Source organism: Paenibacillus sp. PK1-4R (genome assembly GCF_030369595.1).
Taxonomy (GTDB): domain Bacteria; phylum Bacillota; class Bacilli; order Paenibacillales; family Paenibacillaceae; genus Paenibacillus.
In genome coordinates this window covers 1,202,309-1,224,839 of the sequence record NZ_CP126535.1, presented here as the reverse complement: position 1 = coordinate 1,224,839, position 22,531 = coordinate 1,202,309, and the positions used below count along the sequence as shown (strand labels likewise).

The window sequence follows — 22,531 nt, the reverse complement described above, 5'->3', positions numbered from 1 at the left end:
AGCGGGTTATGTGTAACCTGAACGTTCAGACTGAATTGATCAAGAATTGGGAACGTAGTTATGTTGTTGCTCGTGCTTGGGCAAGAGCCCGACAAAATGCTGCTGTTCATGTAACACCCCATATATTTGTGATCGGATTAGAATTCGATTCGCCCAGCTCAAGTGTGGTTTAATCTCATTCATTTTGTTATAGTAATTACTTTTGAACACACCCAGGCTACCGTCATTACGGGCGATGATGTCTTGTGCATCGGAATATTCCTCATGTGTAACAACGTACATCGCTTGTACGGGCTTAATATGAGAAGGATGAATGATCGTTTTGCCTACAATTCCATTTTCCTTGTCCATCATGACTTCACGCATCAATCCATCCATTGTGTTCGTAATATATTTCATTCTCAGATGCAGCCCTGATTTGCCAAGGGTTTCTTCGAATGGAGTCTGTCGTAATTGAGGTTTGAACACGCGCTCCCGCTGACTGAAATATTCCCAGACAGGACCCGAGATCACATACGGCTTGTCCATTCGTCCAAACAGATTGATAATATCGGAGATGCAGTCACGGATCGTGGCGATATCGTATATGGTCAATTCCGGGCTTCGGCGTAGTCCAAAAAGGCTGGAGAAATCGGTCGCGCCAATGCGTACATTGAGTACATATTCAACATTTTCATCGAGGATGTTTCGAAGACCCAGTAAGGTCTCCCAACGTGTCTCCCGATATATAATTGAAGCCGTTTCCAATATAGGCATTCCATAGAGAACGGGATAATGATCCGGTTTCCGTTGATTATACTTGCGGATCTGGTCAAAATAAGCTCTTCCATTGTCCACGCAAAACTTGGGCAATGCCACGCCTGTCAGCATGGACACCAGTTCTCCCAACGTATCAATGAGACGTTCCAACTGTTGTGGTGAACGTACACGAGCAAACAGAAGAGGCATTTGATCCTGACTCAGCATGCCTGTCTCCATATAAGTCATCAGTTGAGTTAGATGCTGTACCAGACACTGCTCGGCAAACTCTACTTGGTCGTCACCCACAGCGTCCTCCAGATCAATAATAATGGTCGTCAGACCTTCATGTTTACCATTCATAATGTCGTCCGCGATATGTGTGCGCGTCGCGGGCATATATAAAGCAGCCCCAACAGCATATGCCAGTAGATCTTTGGATGTCCGGTGATTGAACGAGACGGGTGAAGAGAAAAATAAAGTATCTTCTTCTTCCAGACTCAAAAAGTTAAAATATTTCAGGATTGTCTCCTCCTCGCACCTTTGGCAATAGCCAATCTGCAATAGTTGATTCCAGCTGTCGGGGCATAAAAACCAATCCCTCCTTAGTCTGGAGGGATTGATGGTCTATTATCGAGGATAACGTTGGTCAACAGTATCCTTGCAATGGTGCTGACCGATACAGCGTTTATATATTGAATAAATACAAATGATTACTTTCTTCCCGCAACCCACTGCATTCCCCAATCATGAGCCTCGTCCAACGCCTGATGCCCATTATAGAACTGCACGATTCGTTCAATACTGAATGTCTCATTGTTCACATTGCGTAACATCGCGATACCACACATGCCAAGCGGGCTCCCATATTCATTCATTCGGACAATGATATCCGGGCCGTCCTTCTGCTGGATGGTTACCACACCGTCTACTTGAGACCAGTTGGCCACACCACCATAAATATAGGTGAATACCAAAATGCGCTCAATTTCCGAGATACGGGCACCATTAATCCGCAGATTCTCTCCCGTCTTAACCGATCCCGTCCGGTCATCCCCATCCAGTGCAATATAAGGGAAACGGTTCAGTGAGCCAAACGTTTGTCCCAAGGCCTGAATCACATCTCGTGTACCATCCTTCATCTCGAACAGGCAGCCCAAGTCCAGATCCACACTCTTGCTGCGACCAAATAACCCTTTGCTACCCTGTTGATTCCAGTTGAGGTTAATCAGGATTTCACCAAGTCCCCCCGCATTTTTCTTGAGGTTAATGGTGTCCCCCTTCTTCTTCAATTCAATTTTGCTGAAATTGATCGAATTCACAGGAGAAGGCGTCGGTTCTGATGCGGGCGCCGGGGGTGGTGGAGTCGGTACAGCTGTCGGAGGAACGGTTGAAGTCGTTGGTGCAGGGTCCGATCCACCATCCACATCCACACCAAAGTTAGCGCAGAGTGCATCCAAACCACCTGCAAAACCCGACCCTATCGCATTGAACTTCCATTCTCCGTTATGACGATACAATTCACCGATGACAATCGCGGTCTCCACTGTAAAACCGCTTCCCAGATCATATCTCATCACTTCCTGACCTGTAGCTGCATTGGCAAACCGTAGAAAACCATGCTGAACCTGTCCAAAATGATGGCGTCGTGCTTCACCATCATGAATCGTCAGACTGAAGGCGATTTTCTCAATTCGGGCAGGGATTTTGCCAAGATCAATGGCGAATTGTTTCTTCTCGCCACCAACCTGTCCACCATCCATATACGTGATGAACGAGGTAGAGGGCTGATTATAAAAGATAAAATCCTCATCTCCAGCCACTTTATTGTCTGAACCCAGAAGGAATGCTGATGTGTCCAGCTCCACACCCGAGGCTGCCTCCCAACCAATGCCTACCGTTAGACGGGACAAGCCCGGATTGGTTTTGGTCAGATCACTCTTCTGGCCTTTCACGACAGAAATTGCCATAGCAGACTCACCTTTCTATGCCAAGTTATTGTGCATCCAGTCCGTAATTTTTGCATAAAGCAGATAGTCCACCTGTGAAGCCGCTGCCGACCGCCTGGAATTTCCAGTCCGCACCTGCACGGTAAAACTCACAGAACACCACAGCTGTTTCTGTAGAGTAGTCTTCTCCGAGGTCGAACCGAAGTACTTCCCGATCACTTGCAGCATCTACAACACGAACAAAAGCGTTGGAGACTTGTCCAAAATTCTGCCCTCGTCCATCTCCATCGTAGATCGTTACCGTAATTCCGATCCGGTGAATGTGCGCAGGGATTTTGCTAAAATCAACGACAACTTGCTCATCATCGCCGTCACCCTCACCCGTACGATTATCACCGGTATGTGTCACTGAACCCGCACCGCCGCTTGGATTGTTGTAAAAAACAAAGTCATCCGTACCTTTGGCTTTTCCATCTTCGTACAACAAAAAAGCCGAAGCGTCCAGGTCAAAATCGACTCCACCACTATATTTGTTTGTGTCCCAACCTAAACCAACTACCACACGGGTAAGGCCCGGATTCGTCTTAGTCAGGTCAATACGTTGTCCTTTGGCAAGACTGATCGTCATTTGTTTTTCCACCTTTCCAAAATATGTGATTAAATGAAAAGGAGAACCGTCCAGGAGACGGTTCTTCCCATCCTGTAAGTCGTTCTGTACGTCCTATTGCAAACCGTAATCGCGTGTCAATCCAACCAATCCATCCTGGTAACCACTACCAATGGCACTGAACTTCCACTCACCGTTATGACGATACAATTCACCAACAACTACACCCGTTTCAATGGAGAAGTCTTCTCCCAGGTCGAAACGAATCAGTTCTTCGTTGTTTGCTTCATTGACGATTCGCACATAAGCACGGGAGACTTGTCCGAAGTTCTGGCTACGTTCTGTAGCTTCGTAGATCGTAATAGAGAATGCAATTTTCTCTACATTTGCGGGTACGTTAGGCAGGTCGATATTGATCTGCTCATCATCACCATCGCCATCTCCTGTACGGTTGTCACCGGTGTGAACAACAGAACCATTTTCATTTTGTGGATTGTTGAAGAAGATGAAGTTTTTCTCGCCTTCTACTTTACCGTTTGCATTGGCACAGAATACCGATACATCCAGGTCAAAGTCTTTTCCGCCATCATACTTATTGGTATCCCAGCCCAAACCTACTGTGATTTTTGTCAAACCTGGGTTCGTTTTAGTCAGATCGATTTTTTGACCTTTAGAAAGATTAATTGCCATCGTATGATCATCCTCGCTTATTTGAGTGTATTGTAGTTATCGTGACATATGAATATCAGGATTATTGTCGATTTAGGTTAAATCTTGTACTTAGGAGTACCTGCGAGCGAGTTCGTTGATATGTACCGCATGGGAACCCTCTCCAATTGCCGAGAATTTCCATTCGCCTCCATGACGATACAATTCACCACAGATCAACGCTGTTGAACCTGTGTAGTTATCGGATAGATTGAACTTCACGAGCTCACTGGAATTTTTACCATCCAGAATACGAATATAAGCCTTCTCAATCATGCCAAAATCTTGCTTGCGATTGACACAATCGTAGATATTAACAACGATTAATACTTTATGAACATCAGCAGGAATACGGGACAGATCCATTTTGATCTGTTCGTCGTCACCGTCTCCCTGTCCTGTTAGATTGTCACCTGAATGGATAACCGAACGACATGCACTTTGCTTGTTGTGGAAGCAAACCAGGTTGGAATCCTTGACCAACTTGCCTTCCTCATTCAACATGATCGCCGATGCATCACAATCGATATCCGCTTGTTTTTTTCTTCCAAAGAAACCTTTGGCAGTTACCGGGTCCCAACCGAGACCAGCAATCACCTCAGTAAGTCCTGCATTGCCTTTGGTTAAATCAATTTTCTGTCCTTTGACCAAATTAATGCTTGCCACTGATTTTCACCTCCCTTCATATGTAAAATAGCTACTTAGAGATTGAATTCACTCGGGTTCAGTCCAAGTACGATGCATATCTCGGCAACAACTCTTTTCTCCTGATCATCAAAGTTGCCATCAGCTGAACCAATCGCACTGCATACGCCCACAATAACGCGTCCTACATCCGGCTTGGCTTTGAATTTCCCAATGGCTTTCAGCGCTTCCTGCTTCCCGATCTCTGGAGAGAACTCAAAGTTCGCGACATAATGATTAAAACGTGTAATCACTTCAGCCATATCAAATACTTTCAATTCCTGACTCAGGTTGATATAACCGGCCATCTTGTTCTTTTCCGCTTCGTCAATGGAACCATCTGCAAAAGCAACCAGTGCACACCCTGCAACCACGGCATCCATAAAATCTTTATTTTTAAACTTTTTGACTTGCTCTTCAAGTCCTTGTTTTGTTGAATTTAACCAGCTTTTAAATGAACTCATACTCAACCTCCAATAGTTTCAACCTGGTGTTCCGTACATTATTTTCAAGATTTTTCAGTAACTTTCATGTCTACATCATGTTGAATATAAGTTAAATTATTCCTTAACTATACTCTGAAATACGGCAATATTCTACATTAAAAAACAATTAATACCTTATGATACGCATCGTTCTGGATATAGTTTCAAGCGAGATGCGAGAACTTTCTATTCACTTCATTTTTCAGTCTAATATTCCCCTATATGAAGCCCAAACATAAAAAGGCTCTGATCAGGGGATCAGAGCGCTTATTTCTACCAACACCAAAATTATAAATCTTATGAATGATTCGAATCCTTGAATTCACTCTGCTTTTTCAAAATCAGCCTGTTGTTGTTCATAGATTTCATAGAAGTCGTCCCAGACTAGTACATTATCCTTTTCCTTGCCCCACCAGTCTTTGTACCATGCTTCAATCTCCGGGCCACCGCCTTGCTCCCACTTCTGCTGTGCTTCCGTAGCTGCCTGTTCGACCGTATATTTGCTTCCGCCAATGATGGAACGGGTAAAAATATCGTTGATCGCTGTTGTCACATTGGTCAACTTCACCTGAAGCTCCTTGGGTAGCTGCGGCATATGTTCTGAATGAGTAACACCCTCTCCTACCGGAAGATCCGTCATGTATACCTCACGCGCTTCCTTGAATAGTCGAAGTCCTTCCTTCTGCGACGGGATCTCTTCGCTGAACAGCATTTCTGTATACCCGCATTTGCCTTCCTCCAGACGGCTGTACAACATGGCGTAATCGCCTGCCCAGCTGATCTCCTGCTTGTATTTCTCCTGATCAGAGATGCGCGGACAGCCTTGATCGTTCAGCGTGTAATGCGTGTTTTCAAATCCATTTTTGAAGGTTCGCCCTGACTCTGTTTTGGTAAGAAAATCGATATATTGCATAACTGCTTCCGGATTTTTGGCTCGCGCATTCACAGCTGCAGTCATCTGAACGGGGTTATTCCACACCATCGTGTGCTGTCCTACGGACGTGGTTGGCAGAGCGATGACCTTTAATTTGGCCTCAGGAACATTCTGCATCAGTGTATCCAGTTCCTTCGCTGCAAACCCGGTATAATCCGAAGTCATGGCCGCGTACATACCGATTTTGCCATTCAGGAAATCCTGCTTCGCCTTGGCCCCGTCCTTGTCGGTCAATAAGTCCTTATCGACCACACCTGCTTCATATAATGCACGTTTGAATGCCGTGGCTTCTTTCATGTTGTTGGGACCAACTACCATCTCTCCGTCCTCCACATTCACCCAGTTGGCGTTGTACATATAGCGAAACAGACCCGCTGTATCGCCGAACTGAAATCCACCGATGCCATATGTATCATTAGCTCCGTTTCCATCGGGATCATTCTCCGTGAAGGCCTTGGCTACCGCCAACATCTCTTCCTCATTGGTCGGTACCTCCAGATTCAACTTTTCCAGCCAATCTTCCCGGATGAAAAAGCTCGTTAGTGGAAACACCTCGTTCATACGTCCCACTTCATAGAGCTTACCATCGCTTTTGATGCCAGCCTTCTTGAGCTGGGGATATTTCTCCATCAAGGCTTTGTATTCCACACTCGAGTTCTCGATCAACTCATCCAGCGGCATCAGCTGTTTCTGATTAAACAGTGTGTTACGGATCGGCGTACCGAATTCAAAAATGATATCTGGTGCGCTGCCAGAAGCGAATAATACGTTAAGTTTCGACTGAGATTCCCAGCGGGGAACTGCTGTATATTTTACATTTGCCGGGCCATTCTCGTTAATCCACTTGGACCACATATTATCTTCGATCGTACCCATGCCGCTTGGGACCGCGCCCCGATCATAGATCGTTGACGTGATGCTCCCCCTGTTGCCTTCACCTTCCGCCTGTTCGCTACCGTTACCTCCTGTACATCCCGCCAGCAAACCACCGATCAAGCCCAGAACGAGACCCGACTTCATCCATGCCTTCATCGTTAACGCCATAGATAAGACCCTCTTTCTCTCCTGTAATATGAACCTATGCGGGTTAACCCACAGCCTGCTTTAACCTTTAATTGATCCAAGCATGACCCCTTTAACGAAGTACTTCTGCAAGAACGGATACACTGCCAAAATGGGTATAACCATCACAATGACAGCTGCTGCCCGGATGCCTTCCGGGGTCAGATTCGATATCATCGTTGGATCGGTAAAATCCTGTACATTCAGATTGGACATAATCATATTTTGGACGAGCACGGTCATGTTGTATTTGGACGTATCATTGATATAAATCATCACGCTCATGAACGAATTCCAGTAACCCACGCCGTAAAAGAGAGCAATAGTCGCCAGCAAAGGTTTGGATAATGGCAACACGATTCGGAACAAAAGCCCCAGTTCACCACAACCATCGATGCGCGCAGCCTCGTCCACTTCCCCCGGCAGATTTTCAAAATAAGATCGCATAATCAGCATGTTGTAAGTGCTCACCAGGCCCGGTAGCCAAAGGGCGCCGTAACTGTTCACAAGACCGAGATTTTGCACGACCAAATAAGTCGGGATGAGTCCACCGTTAAAAATCATCGTGAACACCATCGCCATCGTAAAGAAGCGCCGGTGATAAAAATGTCTACGTGACAGCGGATATGCCGCCATAATCGTCACCGCCATGCTGAGCCCTGTACCGATCAATGTGATCTCCACACTGTTCCAGAATGCATTTAGAATCGGCGTTCCCGTAATTAGGCTGTGATAGGAGAACCAGGTGAAATCGACGGGCCATAACCCCACTTGACCTGAAACAACCGCTCTCGCATCACTAAATGACAAGGCAACAATGTTCAGTAAGGGCAGGATACAGCTGACGGCAACCAATGACAACAATACATAATTGATTAGATAAAAGACTTTTTCTCCTTTGGTTTTTCTCATGCTGTTCTCCCTCCCTACCACAAACCTTCGTTAAATCGACGCGCGATATAATTTGCACTGAAAATGAGGATAAATGCAACCAGTGATTCGAACAATCCCATCGCCGTTGTCAGGCTGAACTGTGCTCCCTGAAGACCGGTGCGGTAGATATAGGTACTGATTACATCCGCTATCTCATTGACATTGGAATTCTGAAGCATATACACCTGGTCGAATCCGACCTCCATCACCCGCCCCATCGAAAGAATCAGCAGAAGAATAATGGTGGAGCGTATACCCGGAAGGGTGACATGCCAGATCTGGCGCATTTTACTGGCCCCATCCATCTGTGCAGCCTCGTATTGGCTCGGATCAATGGTCGTTAGTGCCGCGAGAAAAATGATGGCATTGAAGCCCATGTCCTTCCAGATCCCTGAGCCAACAAACACCGCAACCCACGAACCCTTGTTGTACATGAACGGATAAGGTGCTCCCGTCCAGGCCTCGACCCAGCGGTTGACGATCCCATTTTCCAAAGAGAAAACCGTCATGATCATCATCGCAATGATGACCCAGGAAAAGAAGTGTGGCATATAGACCACCGTCTGCACCGTTCGCTTAAAGGCCATGTTTCGCACTTCATTCAGCATAATGGCCAGAATGATCGGAATAGGAAACCCGATAATGATGCTTAACAGACTGAGGAACAAGGTGTTGCGAATAATCTCCACCGTGCGCGGATCACTGAACAGCGTCTGAAAATGCTGAAAGCCCACCCATGGACTGTTCCACAGCCCATCATAGAAGTTGTAGTCCTTGAAGGCCATGACCAGCCCTCCGATGGGTGCATAACGAAAGGTAAGGTAGAACATAATCACCGGAACAAACATCAAGATTAACGGAATATTCATCTTGAATCGTCGAAGCCGCTGCTGCCGAATCCGATGCTTCATTTCACTGTCCGGCGGTTGTAATCCAGACGGCGGACCTGCGGTCAGTTCCCCCTTCACATCCATCACTCCTCTCTGCTGTTGATGTACTATAGTTGTATTTTAGATAAAAATGTAAGCGTAAACATTTGTTATTTAACGATCCTTTTATAATTTTCTACGCAAAAATAACCCCACATGGTGGGGTTGACCTTGGAAACGAACAGATATTAAGAGAAGGCTTCTTTAATTGTGACCCTGCAGCAGTTCAAGGAGGATTGCTACCGGGCACTTCACTTGGCTACTTGCTTGCGATATTCGCGGGGCGATACCCCCGTCATCTGTTTGAATACGGTTGTAAAATAACTGGAGTTATCGAACCCGGTCAGTTCCGCGATATCTGCCATACTCTGCCGAGTGCTATGCAGCAGCAGTTTCGCCTTATCAATTCGGCGCTTGCTGACATATTGGCTAAAGCCTTGTCCTGTCTCTTTTTTGAACAAATGGCTCAAGTAGTTGGGTGTCACATGAACATGGGCAGCCACGGCCTGCAACGTGCATGTGCTGGAATAGTTCATTTCAATATACTGTATAACTCGTGTAACGACATGATCCTGCTGTTCCTGAGTTAGCCGCATCAGCATATCCAGCCACTCTTCGCTCTTGCATCTCGCCCAAGCGATGACTTCAGGTATGGTATGAATCCAGAGCAGTGGATCTGGGGAAGTGGGGTCCATACCACCGGATTCCTGAGGCTGAAGCTGTTGTACCAGTAAGTCCGTCATGACCTTCATAAGCATATGAATCTCCGCTTTGCCTTGTGACAAGCTCATCCCGGACGCTTCTTCTAGCAACATCTCTATCCGATTCATTATCGATCCGAATTGATGGTGGAGCAGCAACGAAGTCAGTTCCTCTCGCAGTCTCTCGGTACGGTCCACCTGGCTGTATTGTTCCCTGATCCGAATGTCGGACTGTTTTCGGCGATATCGTTCATGTGCCTTTTGTAACACCTGACATGCTTCATCGAGCGAGAACGGCTTTAACAAAAATTCAATTGCCCCATACCGGATGGCACGCTGTGCATATTCGAACTCACGATAACCTGTCAAAATGATAATCATAATGTCCAGTCCACTCTCGTGTATGCGTTCGGCCATATCTAGACCATCCATCACAGGCATGTTGATGTCCGTAATGATCAGATCAGGTGTGCAGCTGTGTACAGCCTGTATCGCTTCTTCTCCATCGGCCGCTTCCCCAACGACCTCCCACCCGAGGGGGTTATTACGAACCAGATGAATCAGACCCTGACGAAATAATGCTTCATCATCCACTACGAGCATACGTCCATTCAACAGAACCTACTCCTCTCAGTCACCTGAATTTCCCGGCATGAGTCCTCACCGATCTGATAAGGCAAACGAAGACGTACTAGCGTTCCCTCTCCCACAATCGACTCGATCTGTACACCGTAGGGTTCACCGTGTATCAACTCAATTCTTCGAAGTACACTCCGCATGCCAATGTGCTGACGTTCCTCATCTGCATGTGCCACTGGCGTCATAATGCGTTCAATGACCGATGAATGCATGCCGCAGCCGTTATCTGAAATTTCAATGATGAGCAGATCCGGCTCTCCTTCATGCCCGTTTTGCCGTGAGCCACGAATCTCCAGATGGCGGTTGCTCCTTTTGTCCGAGAAGGCATGAACAAAAACATTCTCCACGATGGGCTGAAGCAACAGTCGGATCACCTGACAGCGAAGCAATTCAGCAGAAACGGCAATTTCAATTGACAAAGCTTCCTGATACCGGGCCTGCTGAATCTGCAGGTAATGATCAATTTGCTTCATCTCATCCTGCACGGTCGTCAGTTGCTGCACGGGTTCCAGCGTATACTGCAGCATCTCGGACAAGGCAGTGACCAGGCGAGCCGATTTCTCATCGCCAAGCATATAGAACTTCCAGAAAAACATGCTCAAGGTGTTATACAGAAAATGGGGATTCAGCTGGGCCTGAATAGCTTTGAGTTCAGCTTCTTTTTCACTGAGTTCCCGCTCGTACACTTCATGTATAAGCGTATCAATCCGGGAAGCCATTGCATTGAATCGTTCACCGATGAAACCGAGCTCATCCCGTGTCTCGATCCGTACCCGTGTATCGAACTGTCCATCACGCACTCTTTTCATCGCGTTGACTAGACTCGCAAGTGGACGCAACAGTCTGCCGCTAATTACGGTAATGATGAACCACGAGCATAATATGCTGGCTACCGCAGAGAACACAGCAACTTTTACAATGATCTTTCCCTTGTTCTGAATCTGAGCGAGTGAGACTTTGCTGACCAGGGTGAAGCCCGCTTTGTCTGACGTTTGCTTCGTATACAATTGGGTTGTTCCCTGCTCGTCCCTGATCTCAGTCGCCCCTAGGCTTAGCTCGGTAAGTGGTGGTGGATCCGCATCCTGATTATGAAATGCATAAAGAAGCTCACCATCTGCGTCAAACAAGTAGACAGCAACTTCCTCGTTCAGCCGAAGATCTTTGAGATACGATTCGAACAACGAGGTGTTAAACAGTATTAGCATTACGCCATAGGTCTCCAGATCAACAGACCGCATTAATCGTCCCGCCAAAATCCAATTGGATTGTTCCTCCTGCAAGAAAGCATCCGGCCCCAAACGATTCCAACCATATTCGCCGCCCGTTCCTTCCAGTCTATGAACCATCTCTGCCAGATAGGAAGGATCCATCTGTTGAAATGAGCCAGCAAAGGCGCCGAGATTAAATATGTTTTCCTTCAGGTCATATATGCGGAGCCCCATGATCTCCGGTGCATCCAGCCTTACCTGATACAACTGATCATCCAGTTCATCTTCTAGCTTCATCTGATCGTAGGACGAGATGCCGGAGGTCTGTGCTTTGATGGCATTTTTTACGGAGGGATTCAGTGTGATATAATCGGTGACTTTATACATGTCGTGTACCCTGGAATCCAGACGTGCAAGAATCTGCTCTGCGGTAAGACTATACTGGCGACTGACCTCTTCATTGAACAGGTCGATATGAATGCGATAGGTGATCAATCCTGTGATTCCGGAGATTAAGACCGTTGCGGTAGATAAAAACAAGATTAGCTTTGTTTTAAATTTAAAGCGTTTACAAAAGTTCATCCACCACATCTTTCACACACCTCACCTATATTCCGTACATGTCTTACTCCTAAAAACATATCATACACCTATTGGAAAAAACCAGAAAAACCCTGACCCCGCTTCAATCGGTAGTCAGAGTTTGAAGGCATGTGATCCAGACATGTTACCGGGATGATCCAGATTAACTCTGGATCACGGCATTTTTATTCCCCGTAAATCTCTTTGATCCGTTCTTCCTCATTCGTAGACAAAAGAACATTAAGCAACCCCATCGCATTATTGGCATCGGTTCTCGTCGTCTTATACATCTCGGCAAACGCCGCTTCATCCTGCTCCGGGTCCATCGCAGCAAGCTTGCCCCACGACGTGCGGGCCTTGTCGTATAGCGTACTCAACGTGATGTCACGCGGATGTTGTGCAACAGGTGCCATGGATTCAAATTTCGCTGTGACCCTGAAGAAATCCTTGGAATCCTGGAACGATGTACTGTTATAATCCTTATTTTTCATCGCATCTTCGGTGATCAGCAGACCTTCACGGGCGATAAACAGTGTTTTCACCATGGCACGCTCCAGATTGGTTGCTTCTTCCCAAGTTACATAAGATTCATCAGGTGCTTGTACGGTTGTAAAAAAAGGAAAAGCATCATCAATTAACCGCTGCGAATCGGAATGAATTGGAACCTCTGCATTCATGTCCACAACGGCATCGCTATAATTGGCTACATTAATATTTTTGGAACCCGCCTCACTGACCCGACGCACTGGATGATCCGTAAGCGGGATACGGATATAACCGAGCTTATCGGCATACTGCTGCTTCAACTCTTCCAATGTGGAGTCCTTTCCAATCTTGCCGTCGTCGGCTGAAGAAGATTCTTCTGTAGTTGAACCTGTCTCCTCACTCCCATTCGAACCGGTTGCTGCGGTTTCCGTTACGGTCGCATTTGAGCTACTTGTCTCTGACGAAGCAACTTCTGTACCGGAAGCAGACTCCGGCGATGACGTCTCTTTCGCTCCGCCACCACAAGCTGTCAGAATCGCTGCCAAACCGAGCATAACTGTGAACGTCTTTATCGTATAATTCCATTTCATCGTATAATCTTCCCCTATCGTATGTATATTCCTGAGAACCATTAACCTCTGCTCCAAGACTTGAACACTTACTTACAAAAATATCCTTTCATATAACATGCTTGATTCACACAATTGGACATGGTCTACATTCTATCATAAGTTAAAAATCGGTTGTATACGACGATATACCTGTGTCTAAAGCCTTTTACTAGGCGCGCATTAACTACCACCGCAACACAAAAACACTGCCGCCCGTATGGACAACAGTGTTCGTGAAGCGTAATTATTTGATTCCTTTAGCCTTCTCCATATGCTCTGACCGAATCTGAGGATCCGTGGAATTGACCGATGATAACAGAGCGTAGATCGCCTGGATATCCTTCTCTTGAAATACGGTTTCGGGAACCTCAGTCTCAAGTCGTTCCGTCTTGCGCTGAATCGTTTCCACCAATTCATGATCGTAGATGATCAGTTCATCCGAATTCACATACCTCACAGCAGGATCAACACTGATGCGGCAACGGTTGGTGAAGGTCACCATGGAGACGAGACGTACTCTTTTGTAGTCTCCGAGGTGTGCATGAATGGCTTCAACATGGGCACGATGCTGCATGAGCGGATTGTACATTTTGACCCGGCTGCTGCTGACTGACCAATTGGCCTCTCTTCTTCCGCCGCGAATCTCACCTGTCGTCAGATTTCGGGTTTCGATCACAAAGATTGCCCGAGGGCCGATCACAACATGATCAATCTGCGAATAACCGGAGCGTGACTTTGGATTGGTAACGAGCAGGTCGTTCAGCACTTTATATTGACTTGGAAGACCAATCAGCTGATCTGCTGTACTAGGCTCCTCCGGCTGGCGTGTCCAATCCCCTTCCGCTTTTTTCTTGCGCTTACTACGGACCATACGCGGGGGAATGGCTGTCGTCGATGGTAACGCTGAAGCGGAGGCTGTAATCTGGTTCGCAAGCTCTGGTTGTGTCTTGAACAGAGACAGGATTTTCTTGAACATGGGCAAGCTCCGTTCTATTATAGTGTGGGTTACGGGTGACCATTACAGGAGGAATAACATCCTTTGACACATTCATTATGTAAACTTCTATTACTTATGTCGGATAAAGCGGGGTAAAAATAAAGGGAAAACGATCAAAATCTCTCTAAAACGCAAAGTACATATGAACATTTAACCAATTCCGTGACTTTAGAAGCATAAACAAACCGCAAAATTGAAAAAAAGCAGCGCAACCCTTTCCTGAATAGAAAAAGAATACGCTGCTGTTCTCTTGGATGTTAAGCCTGAAGATAATAGGTGTAGAGCACCTGTGTACCCTTCTCTTCCAGACCATTATTCGCTATTTCCTGATACAGAGATTCGGCCAGAGCCAACCCAGGTGTTTTCATGCCCATCGCTTTTGCAGACTCCAGTGCAATTCCCATGTCTTTGATAAAATGTTTCACATAGAATCCAGGCTCATAATCGCCTGCGATCATGCGCGGACCGAGATTGCTGAGTGACCAGCTTCCGGCTGCACCGGTAGCAATGCTCTTCAGCACGGTCTCCGCGTCCAGACCAGACGTCTTGGCATAGGCTAGTGCTTCGCATACGCCCATCATGCCAGAGGCAATGGCAATTTGGTTGCACATTTTGGTATGCTGTCCGGCTCCCGCCTTGCCTTGCAGCACAATGTTGCTGCCCATCTGCTCAAACAGCGGACGCACGGCTTCAAAGGCCTCCGAACTACCACCAACCATAATGGACAGCTTCGCGTTCTGCGCTCCGATATCACCGCCCGACACAGGTGCGTCCAGTGCATGCAGTCCTTTGGCTTCCGCAGCTTCAAAGATTCGTGCAGCCAGTAACGGACTGGATGTTGTCATATCAATCAGATATGAACCCGGTTTCGCATTGGCTACAAGCCCATCCTCACCGAGATAAATCTCCTCCACATCCTTCGGATACCCCACCATCGTGATGATGACATCACACGCGGCAGCCAGTTTGCCTGGTGTGTCATGCCATACGGCACCCTCTTTAACCAACGCTTCCGCTTTGGCAGCAGTTCGCGTGTACACATGCAGCGGATACCCTGCTCTCTGGATGTGCCCAGCCATGCTTTTACCCATCACGCCTGTACCAATAAAGCCAACCTTAGTCTCTCCAGGTACCTTAGTCGTTATTGTCATCGCAGGTTTCCTCCCTATTTCTCTAAGTTTTGTGGGGTGCTTGTTCTGAGATCGATAGCTATATCTGTATGTTAATGCTTTCGTACCCCGCCGTCTATCTTTTGTCTCCAAATCTAGCGAACCGACATGCGGTATTGGTTCGGGGACATATGAACGAAACGTTGAAACGCACGGTTCAAATTACGTTCAGAATAGCCTACCTTTTCAGCAATTTCTGTAATGGTACAATCGGTGTCCTTTAGCAGTTGCTTTGCTTTTTGCACTTTCATATTCATCAGATATTCGATAAAGGATACTCCCATCTCCTTCTTGAAAAGCCTGCTCAGATAGGAGGGGCTGACGTTCACGAGTTCCGCACAATCCGAGAGGGATTGGACACCTTCAGGTTGAAAGTTAAGGTGCTCGCATACACGCTGCACAATATGACGGGATGAATGTGTACGGAGGTCTTGACTGATCTCTATGCATAGCGGAAACAACACACCAATAAACCAATCATGCATCTCTCGTGACGTCTGATTTTCCTGCAACTGATCGAACAAGTTGCCACCAAGACGTTCAAGCATGCCTGGCCCTTTGGTTTCCATATATTGAATAATGGCCGACAACAGCATGTGGTAGCCCTGGATCATGATTGTATACGATTCGGAACCACGGACCCTTTTGGAAAACCTGTGAAGTACATCTTCAGCTTCGGAAAGGGTGCCATTCCATAATGACTCCATCATCTCCGTCTCCATCTCTCGTGGATACATAAACACCGGATTTCGCTCGATCGCTACAATATCTTCGTAAAACAGGACATTCTCCGCATCGTCAAACAATCGGTATTGCAGCGCAAGCTGTGCTTCCCTGAACGACTCTGCTACAGTTTCAAGTTGAACTGAACGGCCCACACCAACCGTACCAGAGAAGGAGAGGTACTGATTCAGAGCATCATGAATATCCTCTGCATAGCGACATACCCTCTGCCTTATATCAACAGAAGACATCTCTGCATCAAAGTGTAATATCGCTACCGAGTCACTATCATTTTTATCCACCACGTATCCTTTAAGATCATCATTCTGACTGAGCAGTTCATCCATTACATTTTTCAAAGCGAAAACAATGACAGGACCTTCACTTGGTAAAAAACGTTTCTTCTTCACCAGATTCTCTACTTTCACCACCAGCACAATGTACTGTCCTTCGGTTGAAACATCATGTCTGGCGCATTCCTCAGCAAACGGAGTGCCTCTCCATGAACCGCTGAATTGCAAGAGCTTCTGAAAGAAACGATCACGCAAATCAGGTTGTATGCCCTCAATATAACGATTAAGCTTCTCCGTCTGGTCGTTGAGATAACTAAGTGAAGACCTGATATATTCAATTTCGTTCCCTTGGGGAGTTGACTCCTGCCCATTTCTGCGCAGATGTTCTCCGTAACGCAGCAACTGTTGAATTGGATTATAGGCCAGCCGTGAGCTGAACCAGGTAAGCAGTAATCCAACGAACACAAAGATCGACACACAGATCAGGATTAATACGCGAATCCAGTTCAACTGGGCAATCATCTCCCGCTCCGGCAACTGGGACACATAGGTTCTTCCCATTGATGCCCCCACATAAGCCACAAGTTCGTTACCCTGCTCTCCCTTTAGTACGTCATGCCCTGACCTTTCCCTCCCCTCCAGATACGCAATCTGCTGTAATATGGCATCATCAGACGCCGCTGTACCAATCGCCTGGGGTCCGTCTGTATGCAAAATAATTCGTTGATCTGAATTCAAGATCGCCAGGGACTGATCTTCCAGACTAACGGAATAACTTCGTAGCAGACTTCGCAATGCCTGTTCTTTCATCTGCAGAATGATCACCCCACTGGGTGGCCCCTGACCCATGATCGGCAGTTGTCTGACATAGGAGATATAACCCGCCTCTCCGGACCCTGGCAGATACATCCATCCTGCCCCTTGGCTTCCTTCAAGCGCGACCTTCATATCCTGCTTCTCTCGGTAATCTACCAACGGGACCAATCCATAATAATGGGATAAAACCATATCCGTTTTGCCGTCAAAATAGATCATTTCTTCAATAAGATTATTGGTGTTTTTGTGAAGTTGAAACATCTCCAGCAGATCCAGATGCAGAAAGTAATCGCTCTCATAATTGGCATTCCCCAGTGCATTACGCATCAAGGGACCACTGGCGAGCTGCATCGATTCATGCTCAATATTGGACAGAATGTTCTCGACCCGGTCTTTGAGCAAATTAAGAGAGGCCATGTTGTTATCCTGAAACTGACCGGTCAACTTGATCATAGAAAAATGATAATAAGCACTTCCGGCAAGCACCACCGGAATGACCACCGACATGCAGCCCAGCCAGATCAGCCTTTTCAAATACCCATTCGTTGCGAACCAGCGATCCAATATGGATTGGACGGTATGCATGATACGTCTCATGGATTCACCCCCGTGTGCTGCCTTATGCTCATTACCCTCAACTATTAGGGTTCATTATATCAAGAGCGGTATGCGGATACACTCCCAAACATCAAGTCGGGGAACGTTTATTTTCAATTCACCTTCAACCCATTGCGTTTTCAGAAGATTTTCGGTAATTAAGGCTTCCGCTTCTCCTGCAGGACTCCCCTCACCAGAGCCCACCGTAATCTCAATATCGTGGAGCGGAAGGACGGAAGACAATGGTCTGCGTCCTGCTCCGTTGACCAGATGGATCAGCAGCTCGTCGTCTTTGCGAAAAACCGTTAATTGTAGTCCCGGAGTTGCTGTCACAGATACCGTTGCCTTTCCATCCAGCAGAAGGTCTACGGCGTTAGCAAAGAGTCTGAAATGTTCCTCCAGCTTAAATTCCTGGATTAGACTGCTAAGCGAAAAAGGTAAATAACACGCCTTCCCCCCTCCAAGTGTACGAAGCAGTGCCAGCGGCAGATCCGTCTGCTTCACAGCCAGTGAAGCACGTTCAGGAGGTGCGCCGACACTTTCCAAAGGAGAAAATGGAGGCACCAATGTTGCCAATACCTGTACGTCTGTATCGATCGGTTGGCAGTACATTACCTTGCCGCGATGGGGGATAAGTTCGGTCTCTTCCAATTCACGCTGCAATGGGTTCGTGCCCTTAGGTGTGTCTATGCCTACAAGTGCCGAAGATTCGAAGCGCAAATAAGAAGCGAATAAATACTCACTCTCTTGCATTTCCCCGGTAATACCGAACAGATCAGCCATAAGGGACTTGCTCTGCTTTTCTTCCACGGGCAACTGCCCTTCTGCAAACACACTGCCTCCTTGACTCACATATTCATGTAACGTTTTTGCAAAATCAGGCGGATACGTGCATCCTTCAGGCAAAAGAATGACCTGGTACCGATGCAGATCCACGCTTGCCAACTGTTCCGGCAGAATCACATCAAACGGAATTTGCTTATGAATCAGCGCTTCAGCCAGACCTTCTGCAGAACGGTCTGCATTCCACAGTAATGCTACCTGACATACCGGCTGTGCACCGTCCATATATGAAGCAAGTTTTGCCGCATCCGTGTTGACTTCCCTCACCGTACGCAAGATTCGCTTATCCGTAATTGTATCCGGAATTCCGGTCAGGGAGTGCCAGAGTTGGCCTCCATTGGCCGGGATCTGCGAGAGCCAGAACCGGTACTCGGCTGGTGGAAGCCCCGTGTGGCGCCAGTCCATCCCCGGACAGGAATGAATGATGCCGAAGGGATCTGGACGTCCAGGAACGGAGCGCCCCACTTTGATACTAAGCGCCGGCTGCCAAAATTCCGGTATACGTGTATGTCCCAGTGACAGGACATCCTGTGGCTCCGTGCAGAGCATATCCGTAATGGAAACCCTCTTCTCCAGATGATCCCGGTGCAGATTATAGTACAGAATCATTGGTACTTCAGGTCGGACAGTCTTAATCTCCTGATACATCCGTCCCAGATTATCATCGAAGCAACGTGCAGCAAAATCGGGCTCGAGCTCGGCAGACGTTCCAGGCAGATCCGCACCATATAGACCTCTATATTTCTCCTGACATTTGGAGCATTGGCAGAAGACATATCCGGGGGCGTTAAAGAAAACACCGTCGATCTCATAACGTTCCAGCGCCTCCCGAATGACTGGAACAGCCAATTCCTCGTTCCGATAACCCCCGTTAATGCAGGTCGACATGAGAAGCGGCCAATGACCCGGGCGTGTAGCCCCAATAATATCCGGTTGCCCTCCTTCCTTACGTGTAAACCATTGGGGCCGCTGCAGATAGACGGAGTCCTCTGCCTTGCTGAAATCAAAGCGGGCGATAAATCGAATTCCCCGCTGATGACAACTGTCGATCAACTCCCGCAGCAGATCACTGTCTCGGGACAAATAGCCATTATGCACATGAAAATTCACTTGGGATGAATACCAGGCATAGATCCCACCGGTATTGAACACCATCGCATTGGCGCCCATCTCCATGATCTGATCCGCAAGCTTTTCGGGATTAATCTTTGCCGTATCCTTGACCTGCATATTGGGCTGGATGATGCTTAGCGGCTGCTGCCACCATGGACGATGTTCCTGCTCGGTTATTGGGCTCTTCATCGTTTCTCCTCTATTCCGTTATTGTAGGTTGATTGAATTGATCGTACGCTTTGGCCATTTCCTGGTACGCCTGCTTGATGTCAGGCTGATTATTCAATTTATCTACATAGGCTCTGAGTTGTTCCACACTGGTTTGACCGACAATCGTCCGGGTTAGCATGGAACTGTATTCGTCTGCGTATTTAGGCCACGTTTCTCTCCATGCTTCTGAAGTGATGACTCGATAGAAATCAATCTTGCCTATCTCATCAAAGTTCTCGACTTCCTTGATTTTGGCATCATTATAAGCCTTGTCACCAGAAGCACTGATCACCTTGCCCCATTTGGCGTAAGCGAGCACTCCCGCCCCTTTGCTGGTCGTATTCACTTCCTTAACTCCCTGTTCCGTCAGAACCTTCTGACCGTCCTGTTCCGTATAATGAACACCTTCAATTCCATAGTAAGAGAAATCTGTCATCTCCTGAGAAGCCGTCATGTCAAAATACTTCAGAAGCTGCTTCACCTTTTCTTCCGGCACCTTTTTCGAAATATAAAATCCACCAGCTACGCCGGTTTCCAGCCCGACTGCCGCATCTCCATGAGGACCTGTCAGGGACAGATTCAGAATCTTCGCATCCGGTTGGCCGGATTTCTTCATGGCCTGCTCCCATTCGTGATCCCACCAGATTGGACGTCCATAGGAAGCGGCCCGATTGGTCTTGAAGAGTTCCTCAGCCTGGCTTTCTTTCATGACGGCATACTCTTTCGATAACAATCCATCCGCATACAATTCACGGAACCACTCAATCATCTCGATATACTGAGATGTTAAGCCGGGGCTCATCAACCCGCCGTCATTATCATAGGTGGGATTATAAGCTCCGAATCCCGCCTGGAACATTGCTGGTGGATTGTTGATGAACAATAAGCCGACGGTATCCTTATTCCCGTTGCCATCCATGTCACTATCTACAATCTTTTTCAAGACTTCCCTATACTCTTCGAATGTCTTGGGAATCGGCAGGTTCAGCTTCTTCAGCCAGTCCTCCCGAATCTTCAGCCCTCCATCAATACGAGAGCGGGAACGCGGCACCGCATAGATTCCTCCATCGACTGTCAGATACTTCAGGGCATCGGGTGCAAGATTCTCCTTCAGATTCGGATATTCGCTGAGATCGCCAAGGAACGGCGTCAAATCCCAGAACGCACCATTTTGAATGGCCGTAATCAGAGTTGGACGAATCTGATTCTGGTAGGCTACCACTTCGGGCAGGTCACCCGACGCGAGCAGCAGATCCAGCTTCGTATCCAGATCTCCAGAGGGTACCCATTCGATATCCAACTTGGCATTCGTTCGTTTCTCCCATTCGGTCCAGTATTCATTGTCCATATCAGGAATCTCATTGTATAAGCCTGCAAACATCTTGATATTCAGCGTCTCATCTCCCCCAGATTCCCCTATACCTGGATTAGTGGCTTCTCCCGATCCACTGCACCCGGCAAGCATGGAAACGGTCAAAAGAATGCAGAGCCAAGTCGTCCATCGTTTATTGAGCTTTTGCATTGTTATTTCCTCCCCTAAAACCTTTTAGTAAGCGTTTGCATATTTATTGATAAACATTTTGTTTATTCACTTTGTAACCGTCACCCTTTGACCGAACCAATCATGACCCCTTTGGCAAAGTGCTTCTGCAAAAATGGATATACGATCAGGATCGGTACCATCGCCAGTACAATGGAAGCCATTCGAATCGTCTCCTGTGGCACAACACTTTCGTCACTGGCTCCCGCCTGAGCCACGGCGACCGAATTCGAATCGATTACAAGAGTTTTGATGAGTAACTGAAGCGTCCATTTGCTAGAATCGGATAGATAGATGAGTGCATTGAAATAAGCGTTCCAGTGTCCCACTGCGAAGAACAGCGTAAACGTCGCGATGGCTGGCATCGATAACGGGATTATGATGCGGATGAAGGCCGTCAGGTCACTGCATCCGTCAATCTGTGCCGCATCCTCCAATTCGGAGGGCAGCGATTCGAGAAAGCTTTTAATCACAATCAGGCTCCATGCATTCGTCAGTCCAGGCAGAATCATGGACCAATATGAGTTCAACAGCCCCAATTCCTTAACAAGCAAGTAGTTGGGAATAATGCCGGCACTGAACACCAAGGTGAAAATGACCAGCCCCATGATCCACTTATGACCGGGCAACGACTTCTTCGTTAAACCATAGGCCATCGTGAAGGATACGATAATATTCAGTATGGTGCCAACCACCGTAATAAACAATGTGCTTTTGAAAGCGTTCAGGAAGCTATTCGTTGATAAAATGTAACGATACGACTCCAGCGACCATTTTTCCGGAAAAAGATAAAACTTCAGCGGCACATACACTTTCGGATCGGTAAACGATACGCTGAACACGTACAGAAACGGGAAAATGCAGGCTAGCGAGATCAAGGCAACCAGGCTGTAATTGATCCAGTCAAAGAGTGTCAGACCTTTTTTCTGCACAACAAAGCTCATTTCTTATCCTCCTGTCCAAAAAGAGCAACG

The 22,531-nt window shown here is 47.2% G+C and carries 18 protein-coding genes; all 18 read right to left on the bottom strand.

The window, feature by feature from the left end:
* Window positions 1-39: 39 nt before the first annotated feature.
* The 18 genes from QNO02_RS05060 to QNO02_RS04975 all read right to left on the bottom strand — a co-directional run bounded on the left by QNO02_RS05060 (window position 40) and on the right by QNO02_RS04975 (window position 22,501).
* Window positions 40-1,260 carry an HpcH/HpaI aldolase/citrate lyase family protein gene (locus QNO02_RS05060; RefSeq protein WP_091035150.1) on the bottom strand — a complete coding sequence of 407 codons (1,221 nt, stop codon included), beginning with the start codon at window positions 1,258-1,260 and terminating at the stop codon, window positions 40-42.
* Window positions 1,261-1,451: 191 nt separating this feature from the next.
* Window positions 1,452-2,708 (bottom strand): TerD family protein, encoded by a 1,257-nt coding sequence (locus QNO02_RS05055; protein ID WP_289391305.1) that lies wholly within the window; start codon window positions 2,706-2,708, stop codon window positions 1,452-1,454.
* A gap of 25 nt (window positions 2,709-2,733) precedes the next feature.
* Window positions 2,734-3,315, bottom strand: a complete 582-nt coding sequence (locus QNO02_RS05050) for a TerD family protein (protein WP_036606267.1) — start codon at window positions 3,313-3,315, stop codon at window positions 2,734-2,736.
* Window positions 3,316-3,408: 93 nt separating this feature from the next.
* Window positions 3,409-3,984 (bottom strand): TerD family protein, encoded by a 576-nt coding sequence (locus QNO02_RS05045; RefSeq protein WP_091015801.1) that lies wholly within the window; start codon window positions 3,982-3,984, stop codon window positions 3,409-3,411.
* A 90-nt stretch (window positions 3,985-4,074) separates the two neighbouring features.
* Window positions 4,075-4,668 (bottom strand): TerD family protein, encoded by a 594-nt coding sequence (locus QNO02_RS05040; RefSeq protein WP_062837433.1) that lies wholly within the window; start codon window positions 4,666-4,668, stop codon window positions 4,075-4,077.
* Between the two features lie 35 nt (window positions 4,669-4,703).
* A complete protein-coding gene (locus QNO02_RS05035) occupies window positions 4,704-5,150 on the bottom strand; it encodes a tellurite resistance TerB family protein (RefSeq protein ID WP_036606259.1) in 447 nt (148 codons plus the stop codon).
* Between the two features lie 343 nt (window positions 5,151-5,493).
* Window positions 5,494-7,149 (bottom strand): extracellular solute-binding protein, encoded by a 1,656-nt coding sequence (locus tag QNO02_RS05030; protein WP_289391304.1) that lies wholly within the window; start codon window positions 7,147-7,149, stop codon window positions 5,494-5,496.
* Window positions 7,150-7,209: 60 nt separating this feature from the next.
* Window positions 7,210-8,079, bottom strand: coding sequence for a carbohydrate ABC transporter permease (locus QNO02_RS05025; protein ID WP_036606256.1), 870 nt, complete (start codon window positions 8,077-8,079; stop codon window positions 7,210-7,212).
* 14 nt (window positions 8,080-8,093) lie between these two features.
* A complete protein-coding gene (locus QNO02_RS05020; protein ID WP_047844113.1) occupies window positions 8,094-9,011 on the bottom strand; it encodes an ABC transporter permease in 918 nt (305 codons plus the stop codon).
* A gap of 269 nt (window positions 9,012-9,280) precedes the next feature.
* Window positions 9,281-10,345 (bottom strand): response regulator, encoded by a 1,065-nt coding sequence (locus QNO02_RS05015; RefSeq protein ID WP_091034399.1) that lies wholly within the window; start codon window positions 10,343-10,345, stop codon window positions 9,281-9,283.
* Window positions 10,342-12,072, bottom strand: a complete 1,731-nt coding sequence (locus QNO02_RS05010) for a cache domain-containing sensor histidine kinase (RefSeq protein ID WP_289391303.1) — start codon at window positions 12,070-12,072, stop codon at window positions 10,342-10,344. The genes QNO02_RS05015 and QNO02_RS05010 overlap by 4 nt, the downstream gene beginning before the upstream one ends.
* 272 nt (window positions 12,073-12,344) lie before the next feature.
* Window positions 12,345-13,235 carry a hypothetical protein gene (locus QNO02_RS05005; RefSeq protein ID WP_249911699.1) on the bottom strand — a complete coding sequence of 297 codons (891 nt, stop codon included), beginning with the start codon at window positions 13,233-13,235 and terminating at the stop codon, window positions 12,345-12,347.
* 265 nt (window positions 13,236-13,500) lie between these two features.
* The gene (locus QNO02_RS05000; protein ID WP_249911700.1) at window positions 13,501-14,232 is read right to left on the bottom strand and encodes a nuclease-related domain-containing protein; all 732 of its coding nucleotides are present in this window, start codon (window positions 14,230-14,232) and stop codon (window positions 13,501-13,503) included.
* Window positions 14,233-14,510: 278 nt separating this feature from the next.
* Complete coding sequence (locus QNO02_RS04995; RefSeq protein ID WP_091034406.1) at window positions 14,511-15,404, bottom strand: NAD(P)-dependent oxidoreductase; 894 nt, start codon at window positions 15,402-15,404, stop codon at window positions 14,511-14,513.
* A gap of 113 nt (window positions 15,405-15,517) precedes the next feature.
* A complete protein-coding gene (locus QNO02_RS04990; protein WP_289391302.1) occupies window positions 15,518-17,851 on the bottom strand; it encodes a helix-turn-helix domain-containing protein in 2,334 nt (777 codons plus the stop codon).
* A 54-nt stretch (window positions 17,852-17,905) separates the two neighbouring features.
* Window positions 17,906-19,996 carry an alpha-amylase family protein gene (locus QNO02_RS04985; protein WP_289391301.1) on the bottom strand — a complete coding sequence of 697 codons (2,091 nt, stop codon included), beginning with the start codon at window positions 19,994-19,996 and terminating at the stop codon, window positions 17,906-17,908.
* 10 nt (window positions 19,997-20,006) lie between these two features.
* The gene (locus QNO02_RS04980; protein WP_076332970.1) at window positions 20,007-21,539 is read right to left on the bottom strand and encodes an extracellular solute-binding protein; all 1,533 of its coding nucleotides are present in this window, start codon (window positions 21,537-21,539) and stop codon (window positions 20,007-20,009) included.
* Window positions 21,540-21,619: 80 nt separating this feature from the next.
* Complete coding sequence (locus tag QNO02_RS04975) at window positions 21,620-22,501, bottom strand: carbohydrate ABC transporter permease (protein WP_076332971.1); 882 nt, start codon at window positions 22,499-22,501, stop codon at window positions 21,620-21,622.
* Window positions 22,502-22,531: the final 30 nt, after the last annotated feature.